The 17,364-nt window shown below is 57.1% G+C and carries 19 protein-coding genes; 3 read left to right on the plus strand and 16 right to left on the minus strand.

What is annotated here, in order from left to right; genetic code table 11:
* Nucleotides 1-452: 452 nt before the first annotated feature.
* On the minus strand, nucleotides 453-1,193 hold the full coding sequence (locus ACOERD_RS09275) for an SDR family oxidoreductase (protein ID WP_419738822.1): 741 nt from the start codon (nucleotides 1,191-1,193) through the stop codon (nucleotides 453-455).
* 237 nt (nucleotides 1,194-1,430) lie between these two features.
* On the opposite strand from ACOERD_RS09275, the gene ACOERD_RS09280 reads away from it, so the two are divergent.
* Nucleotides 1,431-2,378, plus strand: coding sequence for a LysR family transcriptional regulator (locus ACOERD_RS09280; RefSeq protein ID WP_419738823.1), 948 nt, complete (start codon nucleotides 1,431-1,433; stop codon nucleotides 2,376-2,378).
* Between the two features lie 205 nt (nucleotides 2,379-2,583).
* Here ACOERD_RS09280 and istB read toward each other — a convergent pair whose 3' ends face one another.
* From istB to ACOERD_RS09295, 3 genes are all read right to left on the minus strand, one after another.
* Complete coding sequence (istB, locus tag ACOERD_RS09285; protein ID WP_419737606.1) at nucleotides 2,584-3,315, minus strand: IS21-like element helper ATPase IstB; 732 nt, start codon at nucleotides 3,313-3,315, stop codon at nucleotides 2,584-2,586.
* On the minus strand, nucleotides 3,302-3,832 hold the full coding sequence (locus tag ACOERD_RS09290; RefSeq protein WP_419738824.1) for a Mu transposase domain-containing protein: 531 nt from the start codon (nucleotides 3,830-3,832) through the stop codon (nucleotides 3,302-3,304). Before ACOERD_RS09290 ends, istB begins: the two co-directional genes overlap by 14 nt.
* Before the next feature lie 97 nt (nucleotides 3,833-3,929).
* Entirely contained in the window at nucleotides 3,930-5,672 is a 1,743-nt protein-coding gene (locus ACOERD_RS09295) for an IS1634 family transposase (RefSeq protein ID WP_419737624.1), read from the minus strand.
* Between ACOERD_RS09295 and ACOERD_RS09300 the strand changes: the two genes are divergently transcribed.
* On the plus strand, nucleotides 5,665-5,892 hold the full coding sequence (locus tag ACOERD_RS09300) for a hypothetical protein (protein ID WP_419738825.1): 228 nt from the start codon (nucleotides 5,665-5,667) through the stop codon (nucleotides 5,890-5,892). The two genes, ACOERD_RS09295 and ACOERD_RS09300, sit on opposite strands and share 8 nt — an antisense overlap.
* On the opposite strand, the gene istA is transcribed toward ACOERD_RS09300, so the two are convergent.
* The 12 genes from istA to ACOERD_RS09360 form a co-directional block, all read right to left on the minus strand.
* Nucleotides 5,786-7,045, minus strand: coding sequence for an IS21 family transposase (istA, locus tag ACOERD_RS09305; protein WP_419738826.1), 1,260 nt, complete (start codon nucleotides 7,043-7,045; stop codon nucleotides 5,786-5,788). The genes ACOERD_RS09300 and istA overlap by 107 nt on opposite strands.
* A gap of 305 nt (nucleotides 7,046-7,350) precedes the next feature.
* The gene (locus ACOERD_RS09310; protein WP_419738827.1) at nucleotides 7,351-7,752 is read right to left on the minus strand and encodes a methylglyoxal synthase; all 402 of its coding nucleotides are present in this window, start codon (nucleotides 7,750-7,752) and stop codon (nucleotides 7,351-7,353) included.
* On the minus strand, nucleotides 7,730-8,257 hold the full coding sequence (locus ACOERD_RS09315) for a 2,4'-dihydroxyacetophenone dioxygenase family protein (protein WP_170722850.1): 528 nt from the start codon (nucleotides 8,255-8,257) through the stop codon (nucleotides 7,730-7,732). The genes ACOERD_RS09310 and ACOERD_RS09315 overlap by 23 nt, the downstream gene beginning before the upstream one ends.
* Before the next feature lie 12 nt (nucleotides 8,258-8,269).
* A complete protein-coding gene (locus ACOERD_RS09320; protein WP_419738828.1) occupies nucleotides 8,270-8,974 on the minus strand; it encodes an SDR family NAD(P)-dependent oxidoreductase in 705 nt (234 codons plus the stop codon).
* A 3-nt stretch (nucleotides 8,975-8,977) separates the two neighbouring features.
* Nucleotides 8,978-9,895 (minus strand): sugar kinase, encoded by a 918-nt coding sequence (locus tag ACOERD_RS09325; RefSeq protein ID WP_419738829.1) that lies wholly within the window; start codon nucleotides 9,893-9,895, stop codon nucleotides 8,978-8,980.
* Nucleotides 9,896-9,957: 62 nt separating this feature from the next.
* Entirely contained in the window at nucleotides 9,958-11,148 is a 1,191-nt protein-coding gene (locus ACOERD_RS09330) for an L-dopachrome tautomerase-related protein (RefSeq protein ID WP_419738830.1), read from the minus strand.
* A gap of 69 nt (nucleotides 11,149-11,217) precedes the next feature.
* Nucleotides 11,218-11,868, minus strand: a complete 651-nt coding sequence (locus ACOERD_RS09335) for an RraA family protein (protein ID WP_419738831.1) — start codon at nucleotides 11,866-11,868, stop codon at nucleotides 11,218-11,220.
* The gene (locus tag ACOERD_RS09340; RefSeq protein ID WP_419738832.1) at nucleotides 11,865-12,521 is read right to left on the minus strand and encodes a bifunctional 4-hydroxy-2-oxoglutarate aldolase/2-dehydro-3-deoxy-phosphogluconate aldolase; all 657 of its coding nucleotides are present in this window, start codon (nucleotides 12,519-12,521) and stop codon (nucleotides 11,865-11,867) included. The genes ACOERD_RS09335 and ACOERD_RS09340 overlap by 4 nt, the downstream gene beginning before the upstream one ends.
* On the minus strand, nucleotides 12,515-13,501 hold the full coding sequence (locus ACOERD_RS09345; RefSeq protein ID WP_419738833.1) for a C-terminal binding protein: 987 nt from the start codon (nucleotides 13,499-13,501) through the stop codon (nucleotides 12,515-12,517). Before ACOERD_RS09345 ends, ACOERD_RS09340 begins: the two co-directional genes overlap by 7 nt.
* Before the next feature lie 3 nt (nucleotides 13,502-13,504).
* A complete protein-coding gene (locus ACOERD_RS09350; RefSeq protein WP_419738834.1) occupies nucleotides 13,505-14,515 on the minus strand; it encodes a DctP family TRAP transporter solute-binding subunit in 1,011 nt (336 codons plus the stop codon).
* A 19-nt stretch (nucleotides 14,516-14,534) separates the two neighbouring features.
* Nucleotides 14,535-15,821, minus strand: a complete 1,287-nt coding sequence (locus ACOERD_RS09355) for a TRAP transporter large permease (RefSeq protein ID WP_170644261.1) — start codon at nucleotides 15,819-15,821, stop codon at nucleotides 14,535-14,537.
* Nucleotides 15,822-15,824: 3 nt separating this feature from the next.
* The gene (locus ACOERD_RS09360; protein WP_419738835.1) at nucleotides 15,825-16,301 is read right to left on the minus strand and encodes a TRAP transporter small permease; all 477 of its coding nucleotides are present in this window, start codon (nucleotides 16,299-16,301) and stop codon (nucleotides 15,825-15,827) included.
* 154 nt (nucleotides 16,302-16,455) lie between these two features.
* Between ACOERD_RS09360 and ACOERD_RS09365 the strand changes: the two genes are divergently transcribed.
* Nucleotides 16,456-17,130, plus strand: coding sequence for a GntR family transcriptional regulator (locus tag ACOERD_RS09365; protein WP_419738836.1), 675 nt, complete (start codon nucleotides 16,456-16,458; stop codon nucleotides 17,128-17,130).
* Nucleotides 17,131-17,364 lie beyond the last annotated feature (234 nt).

Genomic DNA, 17,364 nt, shown 5'->3' on the forward strand with positions numbered 1-17,364 from the left:
TGGACCAACATGGCACGAGCGATCAAACGATCCTATACGTCAGCATCTATTCATCGGTGAAAGGGTATGAGGCGCCCCAACATCTGAGAGTTGGCCGCGTTATCAACCGCATCTTTTTTCAGATGGTAATGACGCCTCGCCATACCGAAAGGCGCGTACGACCAGTTTTGTCAAAGCCCGGCTCGGGTAGATCGGCCAACTGAACATGGGGGGCTGCTGCAGATCCAATCCAAGCCTCGGAGGTATCAAAAAGTGCCGCGTTCACCGGGTGCGCCGGACGAATTGTCAACAGCCCCAAGCTGATCGGCAAGATCGTCCATAGTGGCGGGCTTTCTGGTAGAGATGACCGGCTCGCGCAAATCAATTTAATCCAAACACGGGTAACTTTACATGTGAAGCTCCGCAAGAGCCGAACAGGAAGAGGGGGGCAGCCAGCACCCCCGCAAAAACTGTCAGGCCTTGATCAGATGCCCGCCATCGATATCCAGCACAGAACCTGTCAGGAAACCGTTGGTCATTGCCATGATGACAGCTTGAGCGATTTCGCTGGCTCTGCCGACGCGGCCAACAGGGAGCGATCCTCCAACCTGTGCATACATGCCTTCACGGGCCTCTTCTGGCATGTCTGCATAGGCTTCAGTCGCAACCATCCCGGGACTGACGCAGTTGACGCGGGCCTTACCCGCCAGTTCTTGCGCGAGCCCCATGGTCAAAGCCTCAACAGCCGCGTTCACCGCACCCAGACCGGTGGCGCCGGCCGATGGGCGGCGGCTCAGCACGCCGGAAAACAGCGTGATCGATGCGCCGTCGGCCAGATACGGCAGAACCTCGCGAGCGGTCACGTAGGGGCCAATGAATTTGGCCTCAATCATACCCCGCAGGTCGTCAGTCGGTAGTTCATCAAACGCGCCGTGCGCAGCGCTGGACGCCGAGATGACGAGATGATCGACCTCGCCAAGGCTGGCGGCCCATGCTTTGACAGCTGCTTCGTCAGTGGTGTCAACGGAAGCCACCGAAATGTCGCCTTCGATTTCAGACGCAACGGCCGTCAGTTTCTCTTGGTTGCGGCTTGAGATTGTAACCTTGGCGCCCAAAATGGCTGCAAGTTCAGCTGTTGCCTTGCCCATACCGCTACCGCCGCCAACGATGACGACATGTTTGCCTTTTAGCGCGGTTTCAAAAACGTTTGTCACAGTTCAACTCCTCTTTCCTTCAGTGGCATTCGCTCCGGATCGCAGCTCTGTGTTGGTTTGGCTGGTTGAGGATCACTCTTCCAGGCCCAACTCCGGTGTTGGATACTCCAGGCGACCATTGTGCCCCTTGGAGTTTTCGACCCGCCGCAATCTGAGCGTTTGTTGTTTCTGATCGGATATCTAATGCGCAGCACGAAGTTGTTGAAATGGATAAATAGAATGCAATAAATTCACCCAATGAATATAAATTCTCTCGACCTCAACCTCCTCAAAGCCTTCGATGCGATGTACCGAGAACGACATGTCGGCCGCGCTGGGGCGTCTATAGGCCTTGCCCAACCCTCCATGAGTAACGCGCTGAACCGGCTTCGCGCCAGGTTCGAAGATCCACTCTTTCAAAGGGGGCCGGGCGGAATGGTACCAACCAGCCGCGCGGAAGAATTGGCGCCAAAAGTGCAAGGCGCGCTGACGATCGTTTCAGAAATGCTGGAGCAAACCGAGTTTGATCCCAAACATGCCCAAGGCCAAATCACCGTTGCGGCTTCGGACTTGGCAATTCTGCGTTTGGCTCCCGCGATGGTCACTTACTTTTCAAAACACGCACCAAATCTTAGCCTGATCTTCGTACCGATGAACAAGATGACTCTGATTGATCAATTGGATGCCGAAACAGTGACGTTGGCCATTGGTACATTTGGACATCTTCCTGCGCGGTTTCATCGACGGACGATTATGCCGGACAGTTTTGTATGTATCGCCCGCCGCGATCACCCTTTGACCCGAGATGGTTTGACACTTGAGTCGTTCCTAGAGGCTCGCCATGCATTGATGACACTGAACAATGACAAAATCGGCTTTGTAGATAAGGCACTAAAGAAGCTTGGAAAAGCTCGGCAAGTGGTTTTGACCTGTGCTCAATTTGCTCTGCTACCCGATATCGTCGCTCAATCCGACTTGATTGCAACTGTGCCAACGTCGTTGACTCCGGTTGCACGGCGCGCTGGTTGTGACGTCTTTCCAACGCCATTGGATTTGCCGAAATGGGAAAGCGAAATGGTTTGGACCCAGAAAACAGCACATGAACCCTTGGGGCGCTTCGTTGTAGACTCATTCACTGAAATGAGCCGTTCGACGGAAATCGATCTGGGAAACACTTTTTCTGGAGTCAGGATTCATAACCAATAGATGACCGTAGTGTCAATCGGCATTGAATAATGACCCCCCATCGGCGTCCAAATTTGACCCCCCTTGGAGCTAAGAGGGGCGTTGAGGGGGTCGTGTTTAGGTTGATTCAGGAGGGGGTGGACAGCAGGTCAAACCGAAAAGAGAGCGTAGCTCGACTGAAGGTTTGACCTGCTGTCTGTTTTGAATTTATTCCCCGATTTCGAGGTTAGTCGCGGTGGTTAATTCGCCAGCTTTCGTTCCCGGTTTCGATGATATCGCAATGGTGTGTCAGTCGATCCAGGAGAGCAGTGGTCATTTTGGCATCTGTGAACACACTCGGCCATTCAGCAAATGCGAGGTTGGTTGTTAGCAGAATAGACGTTCGCTCGTACAGTTTGCTGATGAGATGGAAGAGTAATCGTCCACCAGACTCTGCGAACGGCAGATAACCGAGTTCGTCTATAATCACGAGGTCGACGCGGATCAGCTGCTCGCTGAGCCGCCCGGCGTTGCCTTCGCGATGTTCAGCCTCCAGCTTGTTCGCGAGATCCACAGCGCTGAAGAACCTGACCCGCCGGCGGTTATTGACCGCGTGGCCCCCGATCGCTGTTGCGAGATGCGTTTTGCCCGATCCGGTTCCACCGACCAGCACGCCATTCCTGGCCTGGTCCATAAAATCGCCGTCATGAAGATTGCGCACGACTTCCTCGTTGACGGGGCTGACCGTGAAGTCGAACTCAGGTAAGGACTTGCAGACCGGGAACTTTGCGGCACCCATCTGATACCGGATCGAGCGCGCAGTCTTTTCGGCCAGTTCGGCCGTGAGGAGTTCGGCCACGACCTGTTGGGGCCGCCAGTTGTTTTTGGCTGCGGCCTGCATCACTTCGTCAAAGCAGTTGACGATGCCTGGCAACTTCAGTTGACGGGCAAGTTCGAGAATTTCCTTACGCAGTTGCATGGGAGCCTCCAAGCCTGTCATAGCGAGCGCAATCCGCGATCGGTGCCATTTTCAGCTGCAGGTGGGCAGGCGGCTCAATCGCCTTTGGCGGCGGGGGATTGGTGCGCCGAGAGACAATGTTCAGGATCGCATCGGCCTTGCGCAGGCCAGATTTTAGAGCTTCTTCGCAGGCAGCCTCGACCACATCAATGTCGTGCTGGTAAGCAGCGAAAAGAATATCGGCAAGTTGCCGGTCTCCGTCGGATGTGCCCCGCAGATGGGTCCAGATCTGCGTCATTGCCGGTGGTAGGTCCCAGTCACGGAACGGTGCTCCATTGCGCAGAGCGCCAGGCTTGCGCTTGAGGACGGGCACATAGTGCCAAGGGTTGAAGATCGTTTTTCCTCGGCCGAAGCACCGTTCGTGCTCTCCGACAATCTCACCGTCTTGGCGCAGGACAATCCGCGTGGCGTAGACCTGCAACTGGACCTGACGTCCAACAGCTCTTGCCTCAACGCTGTATTTCCTGACTTCCGACATTTTTTCGTATAAGTCATTGATATTATTATGCCTTGGTTGCCAAAAGGCACTACACGGACTTTTTTCGCCAGCGATTGTTTCGGAGTGTTGAGGGAGCTCAGGCTTTGGTCTGGCCAGTTTTTCGGGTGCGCCCGGGGGGTATCTTGAAAGGGGCTTCGTTCCAGGTCAGGCCGACGCAGGTGAGGATGCGTCTGGCATCGACCGTGGCATGGCTTGGCATGCCGTAGCGGTCAGGGGTGCCTTTGTGGCGCAGGATCGAGAGCTGCAATGCGTTCAACTCGTTGCGGATACGAGCCGGGCTCATCGGGTGTCCGAGCAGGTCCAGATGCTTGCGCAGGTGCTGCAGGCAGCAGAAGGCCATGTAGCAGATGGCGATATGGGCCCGGACCCGACGCGGCGACCAGTGATAGATGGGCCGGATTTTCAGATCGTGCTTGTTGGTGCGGAAGCAGGCTTCGATCTCCCACAACTGGTGATAGCGGGCAATGACGTCCTGTGCCTCCAGTTCGTCCGCACCATGAACAACAATGGCATGCAGCCCGTCCCATTGTGCCGCTGCCTTGATCTTTGCATCATCCAGCGTGACGTCCCCGCTGTCGGGGAAGGCCAGGAAGCGGCCATATCCCCGGCTGCTGAAGCTGCCGGGTTTGCGAGAGCGCTTGAGCTTCTTGTGCAGCTTTTCGATTGCCTTGTCGCGCTTGTGGGCATCATTGCGTGCCCGGGTGGGTGACCAGGTCACAATGACCCGCGCTCCCTCCTGGTCGATCACCTTGTACCAGCCCTTCTCGGTTGCCTCTTCAGAACCGTGTCCAGCCCAAGGCTGGCGTCCCTCCGGGCTCAAAATGTTCGCCTTCACGGCGGCCGGGGCGGACTTCATGCGATAGCCGAGGATGTAGGGCAGACCCTTGTTCTGCAACATCTGCTGGTTGTCCTTGCTGAGCATGGCGGCATCGGCCACGAACGTGACCCTGGCCACGTCGAAGCGTCCCTCCAACGCCTTCAGCGCAGCTTCCAGCGTATGACCTTCCCAGGTGTTTCCCGGGAAGAGTTCATAGCCCACAGGCAGCCCATCGGAGGTGACGATCAGCGCCAGCATGACCTGAGCGCGGTGATGCTTGCCATCCTTGCTGAAGCCCTTGGCCAGAAGATGATCCTGCTCGACCCCGTCCGCATCCTCGGCCGGGTCCTCGCGCTCGGTGTCAAAGGCCAGGGTCGTGCAATCGTAGAACAGCACGGTCACTGGCCCGCCCAGCAACTTCTCTGCCGCCGCGTGAGAGGTTTTGCAAATCCCGTCTATCACCGGCGTATTGATGTAATCCATGCTCCGATAGACCACGTCCAGATTGAGCGTGATGCCTGCCTGGTTCTCCAACGCCTCCACGGTCGCGCGCTTGCTCTCGGGCTGTGCGATCCGCGCCATAACCAGCTCTTTCACAATGCGATTGGCACTTTTACGCGCCGCCCCCAGAAGGGCCCCCCAACCCAGTTGGTCATACATCGTCCCCATGACATCCCGCAGACCCAGAGAGACCCGCGCCTCCTCACGGCACTCGGCAAGATCAACGCCAAGCTTGTCCGGCCGCGGAGCGCGGCGCACCAGCGCCTGCAGATCGGCATATTCCGTGGGCGTGAACAGTTCCATTTGCGGCGAGCGATCAATGCGTAATTGCTCCATCAAGCGGCCCGCCAGACGCTTGATATCCTCAATCTCGCTGTCGTTATGGGCCACACCCACATGGCGCAGGATCTTCTGGCGTACCTTGGAGCCGGTGCGGACGGATTCAACGATCTGGATCCGTGTGCGGTTGAGCTTTGCGTCATGTTTGGTGCGGATGAACATGGGCGAAGAGGTTAGCCATCTGAAGGCCCATGTCAATACTTTTTATAATAATGGGGCACTACAACGCGCCTCTGAGCAACCACACCTGAAAACAAACCAAAAACCCAGTCAGATCAACAAAAAGGTCGGAAGTCAGGGGTCCAGATCTGCGTCATTGCCGGTGGTAGGTCCCAGTCACGGAACGGTGCTCCATTGCGCAGAGCGCCAGGCTTGCGCTTGAGGACGGGCACATAGTGCCAAGGGTTGAAGATCGTTTTTCCTCGGCCGAAGCACCGTTCGTGCTCTCCGACAATCTCACCGTCTTGGCGCAGGACAATCCGCGTGGCGTAGACCTGCAACTGGACCTGACGTCCAACAGCTCTTGCCTCAACGCTGTATTTGTTTCTTTCGAAGTTGATCAGGCAGGTTCGGCTCACGGCGACCGTCTTTTCACGGAACCCGACGAAGGGCTTCTGCAGATGCGTCAGCAGCGGCTTTTCCTGCTGGAACTCCTCCCAGACCGTCACCTCCAGGTTTTCCGGATGCCGCAGTTCTTTTGCGCGTTTGATCGCGTCTTTTTGCAGCCGGGCATTCAATTCATCGAAGTCGGCCACCTCCAGACGCGGTGTAAAACTATAGGCGCGGCTCTCCTTGACCAGATTCTCAACCTGACCCTTCTCCCAACCGGCCGCGCGCGTACAGGCGATCGGGTTCACCAGATGATGAGAACACATCCGGGAGAATGCCTTGTTGAACTTTCTTTCCTTGCCCGACAGGATCGCATCGACGGCGGTCGTCATGTTATCGTAGATCCCGTTGATGCAGCCTCCACCAAAGAATTTGAAGGCCTCGTCGTGGGCATCAAAGACCATCTCCTGCGTCTCGCGCGGATAGGCAATGGAGAATGGCATGCGGCTATGGCAAAGTTTGAAATGGGCAACCTTCACGGTCGTGAGTGCACCGTCCATCAAAACCGTCTCCACACTCCAGTCGAACTGGTACGCCTCCCCAGGATCAAAGATCAGCGGGATGAACGCCTGCGCCTGTTGTCGGCCGTGCGCAATGCGCCAATTCTTTGTGTAGCGTCGAACACTGTCATACCCGCCGCCAAAACCATCATCGGAGAGTTCCTTCCAGATTTTGGTCATCCGCTTGCGGTGTTTCTTCGGAAGCGCCTCGTTCTCCTCAAGCGTTTCATCCAGACGCGCGCGCCAAGGCCCGAGCACCGGGTATGGCTGCGATTTGCGCTCATATTTGAACTCCGTCACTCCCGATCGGATTATCTTTCGAACCGTTGCACGGCTCAAATTGAGCGAACGGCAAATTTCCTTGATGCTCTTTTTTTCGATCAGGTGTAAGCGACGCACTTTTCTAATAGTTTCCACGCAAATCATCCCGCTTGCCTCTCCATCGACTGCTCAATGAAAAGGATGTCTACAACCATAGGGAGGGGTCAAATTTGGACGCCGATTTCCCCGCTTAGGGGGTCAAAATTGCACGCTTTTCTACAGACCGTAGCCTGCCGCGCTAGCGCTGGAGAAAAAGAGGGGCGTTACGCCATCTGCTTGTCGCTTAGTCAGAAAAACCGCTAATGCCACCGCTCCGAATTCCAAGCCGTGAATCCTGCAGCGCAACGAAAATTAATGCATCCTGACCTTACGGGTCGGACAGAACCTAGCATCATCCAAAGGTTCCAAAACTAATTTAGTCCGGTCAGCCCTTTCAGAACGAAATCCGCTGTGCTTGGGCTGCTTGCGAAGGGCAAATCATAAACGATTGCTAGCCTGCTCAGGGCTTTGACATCCACGTCGTGCGGCATCGGCGACATTGGGTCGATAAAAAAGAACAGACCGTCCAGCCGGCCCTCGCAGATCATCGCCCCAAGCTGCTGGTCGCCGCCTAGTGGCCCGCTGTGCAGCGCGGTGACATTAAGCTCAGGCAACGCGGCCCTGAGGCGGCCACCGGTGGTTCCGGTGGCGAACAACTCCGCCTGACTTAGGACGTCAGCATGGGACTGGGCCCATTCGACCATGAGGTCTTTCTTGGCGTCATGGGCAACCAGGGCCAGTTTCAGCGGTCTACCTGATGAATTGCTCGACATAGTCCGCTCCTAAACCAACTTCCTCATAGTGCTTACGGCACATGTCGATTTTAGTGAAGACGTCCTCGTAACCCATGGTTTTGCCCCATGGGTCGACATAAAGCATCACGCCGTTGACCTGGAAATAGGTGATCATTTCGTCGACATCATCGGGTACAATCAGAGTGTGGGTTTCGCCCGGCGGTTCGAACACATAGCCGCCTTCCTCCGCGACCCAGTCATGTTCCAGATAATGCCAGCGGCCTTTCAGAACAAAACCATGAACGGGCTGCGGATGCCGATGCCTCGACAGAACCCCGGATTTCCGCACTCGTAGCAGGTTCATCCAGTACCCCTGAGACCGGTTCAAGCAGAGCGGTCGGAACGAGACGTTTTCGGTTTGCGGCACCCAGATCCTCTCGTCTTTGGCGACGGCTTCAGGGATGACGATCTCCTCCTGAGCATCCTTGGGGAAGGGCAGCTGATAAGGCATCCTGGGATCGTCGTCGTTTCCTTGTACTGGCATCAGTTGCCCTCCTCACATTGCAGAATAGCCGCCATCCACAGGGTAGACGGCACCGGTCACAAAAGCAGCCTCATCCGACAGCAACCACGTGGCCAGTGCGCCAACCTCGGATGGTTTGCCCCAACGGTCCAGCGGCGTCCGACCCAGAATAGGTTGGTTGCGGGCCGGATCGGCGCGCAGAGCCTCGGTCATTTCGGTTTCGATCCATCCGGGTGCAACTGCATTGACGCGCACGCCATCCTCCGCCCATTTCCCGGCCAAGGCCTTGGTCAACTGCGCCACCCCACCCTTGCTGGCAGAATAAGCAGGAACAAGCGGCCCACCAAAGTAACTGAGCATCGACGCGGTGTTCACGATGGCGCCACCTGACTCGGCCAACAAGGGTTGCGCGGCCAGACAGCAGCGCATGGTACCGGTCAGGTTGATATCGATCACTGTCTCAAAAACGTCGATCTCATACTCCGCGCCGCGCGCCAGAATACCTGCGCAATTGACCAGCCCGTCGAGTTTTTCAATCTCACCGAAGAACGCGGTTACAGCCTGAGTATCCCGCACATCCAACTGCGCACAGACGTCGTCAGGATACTGCGCGGCATATTCCGCAACCTCTTCAGCTCCGACACCGGTCGCGGTGATGCGCCATCCCTTACGGCGAAGTTCCCCTGCGATACCGGCGCCTATGCCGCGGGTGCCGCCAATGACAACGGCGTGTTTCATGGATCAGTCTCCTTCCGCGAGAAACGCCTCGACCGCATCTCTACGAGGCATCGGGGCAACCGCTCCATACCCTTGGGTCGAAAGCGCAGCAGCGGCGTTGGCATATCGTGCGGCCTGAAACGGATCATCGCCCGCAACAATACGAGACAGGAAGGCACCGTCAAATGTGTCGCCTGCGGCCGTGGCATCCACCGCTTCGACCCGACGGCCTTTGACACGTTCGCGCTTGTCTGGTGTCGCAACCAGGGTCCCTTCGGCCCCCAACGTCAGGGCGACAATTTTTGCCCCGTGGTTTAGGTAAAAATCTGCGATGTCATCGGGATCGGACAGGCCTGTCAGTTGCTCGGCATCATCCAAACCAGGAAGGGCAATATCGCATTTTGACATGGCTGCGTGCGTCACAGCACGGGCGCGTTCGATCGGCCAGAGCTTTAGGCGCAGATTGGTGTCGTAGGACACGAGGCCTCCGCCGTCCTTTACAATCTGAATGGCCCGAAACACGGTATCGGCGGCAACATCCGAAATCGCCTGACTGATCCCCGAAACGTGCAATATCTTCGCCGATTTCAACGCCGCCATTGGCAGATCATCTGGCTCCATCCGGCTACTGGCCGAGCCTGCGCGGAAGTAACTGAACTCATGCCCGTTCGCGCCATGCGTCACAAAATAGACCCCGGTATGAGCATCCGCGACCTGACGCACGGTCGAGGTGTCGATCCCCTCGGCCTTCCACAGGTCCATGAAGGAATTGCCGAACGTATCAGCGCCGACATGCGTCACGTAGCCAACGGACGCACCCTGCCGCGCGGCGGCGATTGCGCAGTTTGAGGTGTCACCGCCATGTCCTGGCAGGTAGTTCCCGTCAGGCTGCTGGTTGAACTCCAGCATCGGTTCGCCAAGGCACAAAATATCGGGGGTCATGGTCATCTCATCTTTGCCAAAAAGGGTCAGCCCCGGTGGGCTGACCAAAGAGGTTGGGAGGGTTATTCGGTCGTATAGCTTTGGCCGACACCCGGAATCTTCCAGATACGGAAGTTTGGGATTTTGGGGTCTTCAAAGTTCATGTCACCATCGACCCAGATATGCAGGTGGTTCGAGACCACATACATCTCGCCATCCGGACCCCAGGCCAGCGTGTCCGGCCAGTTCATTTCCGGGTGGTGGACGAAACGGCTGACCTGACGGGTGGATTCATCGAACTTCATGATCCCGTCCAGCGACAGCGCGGTCATATAGATGTTGCCTTCGTTGTCCGCCGTCATCCCATCGGTGTTGGAAGGCAGCACTGCGGCAACCTCAACCGTGTTTTCGATTACTGTCTCATTGCTCTCGAAGTCCCGCAGCACTTCGGTCGGGAGGCTATACAGGTGATTGCCCGTCAGGTTGGTCCAGTAGAGCGTTTCCTTGTCGCCTGACAACGCGATACCATCGGCACCAGTGCGCATGCCGCTATTCTTAAGTACAGGTCGGTCGTCGATGTTGAAGAAGAAATTCGGCTCATCATTGGTGAACCGGTGCTGGTCCAGAATGCGGCGCACCGAGTTGGTGTTGCTGTCATAGACAATCAAACCACCATGCAGCGGGTCACAGAAGATGCCGCTGTCGGCGATATAGGCAAAGCCGGTGTCGTTATCGACAGCCAAATCGTTCAGGAAAGAACACTGACGATCCGCTTCTTCCGCCGTGAAGACATAGCGCTGAATTTCCTTGTTCTCTTTCAGATCCCACAGAACCAGCTTGGCGTCGCCATCCTCGAATGGAGGGCCAGCCACGTGGCCTTGATCGAGAATCCACATCACGTCATTGCGGTCGATCTCAAAACCTAGCACTGCCTTCAGGCCATCAGGGTTCGACATGCTGTTCATGTCTTCAGACGGAAACGCCTCGAGTTCCCAAGTGTCGCCGTTCTTGACCAGCTTGGAGACGGTTGAGGGGATCTCGGCCCCACCCCAACGCGCGGTGGACACATAGATGTTGCTCTGGCTGTCGACCTTGGCGCCTTGAACCAACGCTTTGCCGTAAATCTCGCTCCCTTCCCAAGCGGATTTTGTCGCCTCGTCCTTGACGGCATAGGGCAGACTGTTCCATTCCGCGACCACCTCGAGCCCGTTCGCGAGCGCCGGGGTAGCCAGGACGGCGGTAAGGGCCACCGTGTTGAGCATTCGTTTCAGCATTATTCCTCCCTTGCTGAGTTTTGGTGTCCCGCAGGTTGTTGCGAGCGACCTGCGGGACGGTTTGTTGTTTTAGATACGGCCGTATTTCGCCAGACCTTCGCGCAGCGAGCCGCTTTCGATGATCAGACGTGCCTGTTCGGCTTCGCGTTCATCAATCTCGCATGCCATGTCCAAGATCGCTTCGGCGTGTTCACGGGGGACCACAACCGCACCGTCGATATCTGCAACGATGATGTCGCCGGGGTGTACAATCACACCGCCCATGTCGACTTCTACATTGGAAGCCAGCGTACGAACGCGGCCCAGAGTGGTGCCCGGGTTAACGCAGCGGGAATAGACCGGGAAGTCATAGTCGCGCTTGATCTCGACCAGATCACGCACACCACCGTCCAGAACGGCACCTTCGTGTTTGTTGGCAACGGCTCCGGCGGTCATCAGACCACCCCACAGCGCCACATCGGTAGTGCCATTGGTCGAGATCACGATGACCGAACCGGCCTCGGATTCGTCGATGGCGTCCAGCGCGTGTTGCGGCGGCAGGAATTCGTCAGTTGGTCCTTCCAGAATTGTTACGGCTGGACCGACGATCTTCCTTTCATTGATGCGCGGTTTGATCGAGGCGGGCAGAAATCCGGTCTTGCCGGACACCTTGTCCACGGCATCCGCGACTGATGCGGTGGCCACGTCGCGAAACCCGGCAACGAGTTCTTGGGTGTTCATGAGAGTATCCTCTTACGTTGGGAAGATTGAAAAGATGCGGCTGTGAGAGACGCGTTGATTTGTGAGCGAGCCAAGTCGATGTGACCGGCCTCGAGCGCCTGGGCAGGCAGCAGATTTCCACCCATGCCGACGCAAAGCGCACCGGCGTTCAGATAGGTTTGCGCAGTGTCAGGAGACACGCCGCCAGTCGGCATCAGGGCGAGATTGGGAAACACGGATTTGACGGCCTTCAGGAAGCCGGGCCCTCCGGCAGCATCGGCCGGAAAAATCTTGATCTCCGCAGCACCGATTTCCGCATGATGGTGAACCTCGCCCGGGGTCATTGCACCAGGCAGATAGGGCACTTTCGCAGCACCGGCTTCGCGTGCGGCAGCATCGCTCCAGCACGGAGAGACAACAAATTCGGCACCGGCTGCCAACACGGTGTCAGCCTGATCAGCGTCAAGAACAGTTCCGGCGCCTGTGCAAATGTCAGGATGGCGTTGGCGCAGTTCGGAGATCAGAGCAGCAGCAGGAACCGTGGTAGTGATCTCCAATGCGCGGATTCCGGCCTCAGCCAGCAGGTCACAGGCCTTCAATGCGATTTCGGGGTCTCTGTGGCGGATCACCGGGACAATTTGCGCAGATCTCAAAGTGCTGACGAAATCTACCATTTGTTCACCCAGTGATCGGGTTGCTCGTCCCCAAGAACTCTCGCGACTTCACGCGCAGCACATCGCTGCAGCACCGCAACCGAGCGTTCAGAGTACCAGGCAGCATGATCCGAAACGATCGTGTTGGGGCTGTGCAAAAGGGGGTTGGCTGGATCGACTGGTTCCTGTTCGAACACGTCGATACCTGCCCCGAAAATGCGACCTTGGTGCAGGGCCTGAGCCAATGCCGCTTCGTCCACCAAACCGCCGCGCGAAACGTTGATCACGATCGAGGTTGGCTTCATTTGCGCGATACGCTCGGCGTTCAGAATATGCCGCGTTTCGGGCGTGAGAGGAGCATGCAGACTGATGACGTCGGACGCCTTGCAGAGGTTGATCAAATCCACCTTTTGCACATCCGCCGCTTGGGCTGCGTCGTCGCTAAGGTAGGGGTCGAAAACCAGAACCGAAGCGAACCCCAGGGCCCGGAACTTCCGTGCAGCTTGCAGGCCGATCTTTCCGCAGCCAATCAGGCCAAGGGTGGCGTTTTCGCGGCTGGGGATCAACGCCGCCTGCCCTACTCCCCATTGACCCTGCCGCACTTCGGCATCTCGGGACGGAATGCGCCGCTGCACGGCCAAATACAACGCCAGCGCATGTTCGCTGACTTCGGTTTCCGCACCATAGTCTGGCACATTCGCAACATAGATGCCGCGCGATTGCGCGTAGTTCAGGTCGATATTATCGACGCCCACCCCATAGCGGACGACGACTTTCAGGTTCGGGCAGGCATCGATCACGGCCGCATCCACAATGCGTTCCCGCACAAGGATGGCGACCGGATCCAACGCCTGCAGGGCCGGGACCGCCTCGGTTTCCGGCGCAACCGGCGCGATCTGAACATCCTGCTCAGCCAACACCGAAGCCTCGGCGTCATAGGCGGCATAGCCGGGTTCAAGAATAGCGATGGTTTGGCGGGTTATGTGGCGGTCTCTCGGCATGGGTTATTGGGCCTTATAGGCTTCGACGGCGGCGTCGAGGCGGTCGGGCCACTCCTCGCCGATCTCACCCACGATGTATTCACGCACCGCAGGCTGCGTGGCTTCGCGGAACAGTGCCTTCTGCTCGGGGCTGACAGGGACCACTTCCATGCCTTTTTCCGACAGGATCGCGGTCGCATTCGCGTCCTGCGCGGCGGTCATGCCACGGTGGATCGTTTTCGAGATCTCGACGCATTGTTCGACGGCTTTCTTCTCGTCATCCGTCAGGCTTTCGAAGAACATGTCCGACATCAGATAGGCGTGCCAGCTGAACACATGGCCATCCAGCGAGACGTACTTCTGGTGCTGGTAGAGCGACGCGTTGACGATATTCGTCACGCCGTTTTCCTGACCGTCCACAACGCCCTGCTGCAGTGCACCGGGAAGTTCCGGCCACGGAACGGGAGTCGCCGATGCGCCGAGGCTTTCGACCAGAGTCACCCAGACCGGCGCGGTCATTACGCGCATTTTCAGGCCTTCCATATCGGCAGGTTCGGCCACGGGCTTCACGTTGTTGGTGAAATTGCGCACCCCGTTGTCGGCCACGCCAAAGCTATGGATGCCGGTTTTGGCCCGCATGTCTTCGGCCAGCGTGTCACCGAATTCACCGTCCATCACCGCCCAGGCCATCGCCTGATCGTCGAACAGATAGGGCATCGCCAGAACCGAGAACGGTTTGTAAACAGCCGAGATCGGGCCGTCATGGATCGCCGCCATCTGAACGGTGCCTAGCTGCAGCCCTTCCATGATCTCGGACCCGCCTCCCAGCTGCGATGCAGGGAAGATCTGAACATCAATCGAACCCGAGGTTTTGCCCTCGACGCAGGCCTCAAACGCCAGCGCGGCAGCGTGTTTGGGCGAGCTCAGGTCAGCGGCTTGAAAATGTGCGTATTTCAGCTCTTTAGCCGAGGCCGCACTGGCGGCGGTCATTGCAACAACAGCTGTTGCCGTCATCAGTTTCGACATGGTTTTCATGAGGTTCCTCCCTTTCATGTCAGTTCGCAAATCCAAAGAAGTTGGGGATGAAGGTGCTGACGCCTGGCACAAGAATGACCAGAAGAAGCACTACGAGTTCAGCCAGCAGCAGCGGCAGAACCGCTTTTGACAGGCGTTCGATTTTCAATTGTCCGACCGTGGCGATCACGAACAGCACCGGACCAACCGGAGGGGTGATCATCCCGATAGTCAGGTTCAGCACCAACATCATCCCGAATTGCAGCGGGTCGATCCCCGCGGAATAGGCAATGGGACCTAGGATCGGAGTCAGGATGATCAGCGCGGGCAGCGTGTCGATAAAGAAGCCGCAGATCAGGGCAAAAGCCGCCAGAATGAACAGAATGCCCAGACGGTTGTCGGTGATCTGGGTGATCAGCTTGGCCAATTCCTGTGGAATTTGCAGGTAAGTCAGTAGCCAGGCAAAGATCGACGCCATCGCCACGATCAGGAAGACCGAGGACGTCACCACCGCAGCCCGCACAAAAGCGGCGTACAGAGCGCGGACCGTGAAGGCGCGCAGGATGAAACCAAGGAACAGAGCGTAGGCTGAGGCCACCGCGCCCGCCTCGGTGGGTGTGAACACACCGAAAAGGATACCGCCCAGAATGATTGCTGGCATGATCAGGGCCGGAATGGCCGCCAGGGTTGCACTGCGCAACTCAACCATGGTGGCGCGATGTTCACGCCCGCGGTAGCCGTTACGAGTGGACACGATATGGTTCGCGATGGCCAGCGCAACGCCCAGCATAACCCCAGGCACAATTCCAGCCAAAAACAGTCCGGCGACTGTAACTCCATTGGTCGAAATCGCAAAAATTACAGCCAGAATGGACGGCGGGATGATCGGGCCGATGGTGGCCGTCGCAGCGGACAGGGCACCGGCGTAGTTCTTCTCATACCCGGCCTCACGCATCATCCGCATGACGATGGCAGAAGGCCCTGCAGCATCCGCCAGGGCAGAACCGCTAATCCCCGCAAACAGCATCGACACAAGGATGTTCACGTGCCCTAGCCCACCACGCACATGCCCAACCAGAGCGTTGGCAAAGCGCAACAAAGCGTTTGTTAGCCCGCAGGCCGTCATCAGCTCAGACGCGAGAATAAAGAAAGGCACCGCCATCAGCGGGAAACTGTCGATCCCGGCGAACATGCGTTGGGTTGCGACCAGTGGGTTCAATGATCCGTCAATAAAAATCGCGGACAGGCCGGCGATACCCATCGTGAAGGCTACGGGAACACCCAGAAACAACGTCGCGAAAAACAGGATGATCAGGGTTTTTGCCACGGCTCAGACCTCCACCTCATCACCCTTGGCGCTGGGACCGTGTTCAAACTCTTGGCTTACGAAACGTTTTGCGAAAAAGGTCAATTGGATCAGGAACAACGCGCACCCGATCGGGATGGCGAGATAGGGGATGCCGCGCGAAATGCCGGTGGACATGGTTTCCTTGTTCCAGCCGAATTCAACGAATTTGACGCCCAGCAACAGCATCGTCGCCATAAAGGCAAACATGACGAAGACGATGCCCCAGCGCAGCAAGCGGGCCAGAGCGTCGGGCAGCAAATCCGGAATTGTGGTGATCGCGACCAAGCGTCCTTCGCGCAAGGCAAGACCGGCACCGCAAAACGCGCCGAGGATCATCAGGTGTCTGGCGACCTCTTCAACCCAGGCCAGGGAGGTACCAAAACCGTACCGCCCCACCACATTGGCGAAGACAATTGCAAAGACCGTAGCCAGCGCCAAAGCCACCAGCGCCCGGTTCAACGCAACAATCCATGTTTCCAGAGTTTGCAAAGACGCCCCTCCCGATGCCGTCTCCTCGTGAGAATCGAAACTGGCATACAGTATGCCAATCTGTCAATACTAACACATTGTATGCTAGATATAGGCCTGCTACTGTCGAACTGAGGAGAGCGACATGAGCCCATTCAACAGACCGAAATCATTGACGGAATTGGTGACCGAAAACCTGCGCGAGCGGATCATCAAAGGCGAGTTCGAACTGGGTGAGCAACTGTCTGAAGCTCGAATCGCCAAAAATCTTGAGGTCAGCCGCACCCCGGTGCGAGAGGCAATCAATCGGCTTGAGATGGAAGGCCTGCTGGTCGTCGAACCGCAAAGAGGCTCATTCGTGTTCAACCTGGAGCCCGAAGAACTGGCAAAACTTTGCGATGCACGAGTCTGCCTTGAAACGACCGCTTTGACCTCGGCCATGCAGGCGAACCCGCAGGCGCTTCATGCCGCGCTTGAAAAATGCGTTAATCGGATGACAGCGGCCCGTGAGGCCGCGGATGATGCAGAATACCTTTATCTGGATACTCTATTTCACCAATGCCTCTTCGACTGCGCAGACAACCGGTTTCTTAATGACGCTTATCAAACGATTGCATTGAAAATGGCAGCGTTGCGCAGCCGGTTGGGGCATCACCCTGATCACATGGCTAAATCCTATCGGGAGCACATTGAGTTGCTTCAGTGCGTCCGGGATGGTGACGTTCCACAAGCTTTAGAAGTGCTGAAACTCCATATCGACAGGAAAGAAGGCTCCTATTGGAGCGATGCGACGCAGCCCGAGGGAACAGGTTCGGAATAGCGTTCAATGAATCGTTTGACCGGCGATGCCCAACCACGTGAGAACCTCAGCGACGCCGGGGCCATTTTGCCAGATGGTTCCCGCTTGAAAGCGCAGCGCATTCTGGCCGGATGAAGAACGTCAGATATCCTCTAATCGTAAGTTCAGCCCCTCGTGCTAGCATCACGGAGATCACGCCCCGCAGAAGTTGACACCTCAACGGCCAAAGCTTGATTCAGCAAGCCGAACAGGCGG

Origin of the sequence: Ruegeria sp., assembly GCF_965199275.1 — a bacterium.
In the GTDB taxonomy this organism is placed as follows: domain Bacteria; phylum Pseudomonadota; class Alphaproteobacteria; order Rhodobacterales; family Rhodobacteraceae; genus Ruegeria.

Bases quoted from the DNA above. Each gene is read 5' to 3' on its own strand.
- ACOERD_RS09280 (WP_419738823.1), top strand. From the start codon at position 1,431: ATGAATATAAATTCTCTCGACCTCAACCTCCTCAAAGCCTTCGATGCG.
- istB (WP_419737606.1), bottom strand. From the start codon at position 3,315: ATGCAACTGCGTAAGGAAATTCTCGAACTTGCCCGTCAACTGAAGTTG.
- ACOERD_RS09290 (WP_419738824.1), bottom strand. From the start codon at position 3,832: ATGTCGGAAGTCAGGAAATACAGCGTTGAGGCAAGAGCTGTTGGACGT.
- ACOERD_RS09300 (WP_419738825.1), top strand. From the start codon at position 5,665: ATGAACATGGGCGAAGAGGTTAGCCATCTGAAGGCCCATGTCAATACT.
- ACOERD_RS09295 (WP_419737624.1), bottom strand. From the start codon at position 5,672: ATGTTCATCCGCACCAAACATGACGCAAAGCTCAACCGCACACGGATC.
- istA (WP_419738826.1), bottom strand. From the start codon at position 7,045: ATGATTTGCGTGGAAACTATTAGAAAAGTGCGTCGCTTACACCTGATC.
- ACOERD_RS09310 (WP_419738827.1), bottom strand. From the start codon at position 7,752: ATGTCGAGCAATTCATCAGGTAGACCGCTGAAACTGGCCCTGGTTGCC.
- ACOERD_RS09315 (WP_170722850.1), bottom strand. From the start codon at position 8,257: ATGCCAGTACAAGGAAACGACGACGATCCCAGGATGCCTTATCAGCTG.
- ACOERD_RS09320 (WP_419738828.1), bottom strand. From the start codon at position 8,974: ATGAAACACGCCGTTGTCATTGGCGGCACCCGCGGCATAGGCGCCGGT.
- ACOERD_RS09325 (WP_419738829.1), bottom strand. From the start codon at position 9,895: ATGACCCCCGATATTTTGTGCCTTGGCGAACCGATGCTGGAGTTCAAC.
- ACOERD_RS09330 (WP_419738830.1), bottom strand. From the start codon at position 11,148: ATGCTGAAACGAATGCTCAACACGGTGGCCCTTACCGCCGTCCTGGCT.
- ACOERD_RS09335 (WP_419738831.1), bottom strand. From the start codon at position 11,868: ATGAACACCCAAGAACTCGTTGCCGGGTTTCGCGACGTGGCCACCGCA.
- ACOERD_RS09340 (WP_419738832.1), bottom strand. From the start codon at position 12,521: ATGGTAGATTTCGTCAGCACTTTGAGATCTGCGCAAATTGTCCCGGTG.
- ACOERD_RS09345 (WP_419738833.1), bottom strand. From the start codon at position 13,501: ATGCCGAGAGACCGCCACATAACCCGCCAAACCATCGCTATTCTTGAA.
- ACOERD_RS09350 (WP_419738834.1), bottom strand. From the start codon at position 14,515: ATGAAAACCATGTCGAAACTGATGACGGCAACAGCTGTTGTTGCAATG.
- ACOERD_RS09365 (WP_419738836.1), top strand. From the start codon at position 16,456: ATGAGCCCATTCAACAGACCGAAATCATTGACGGAATTGGTGACCGAA.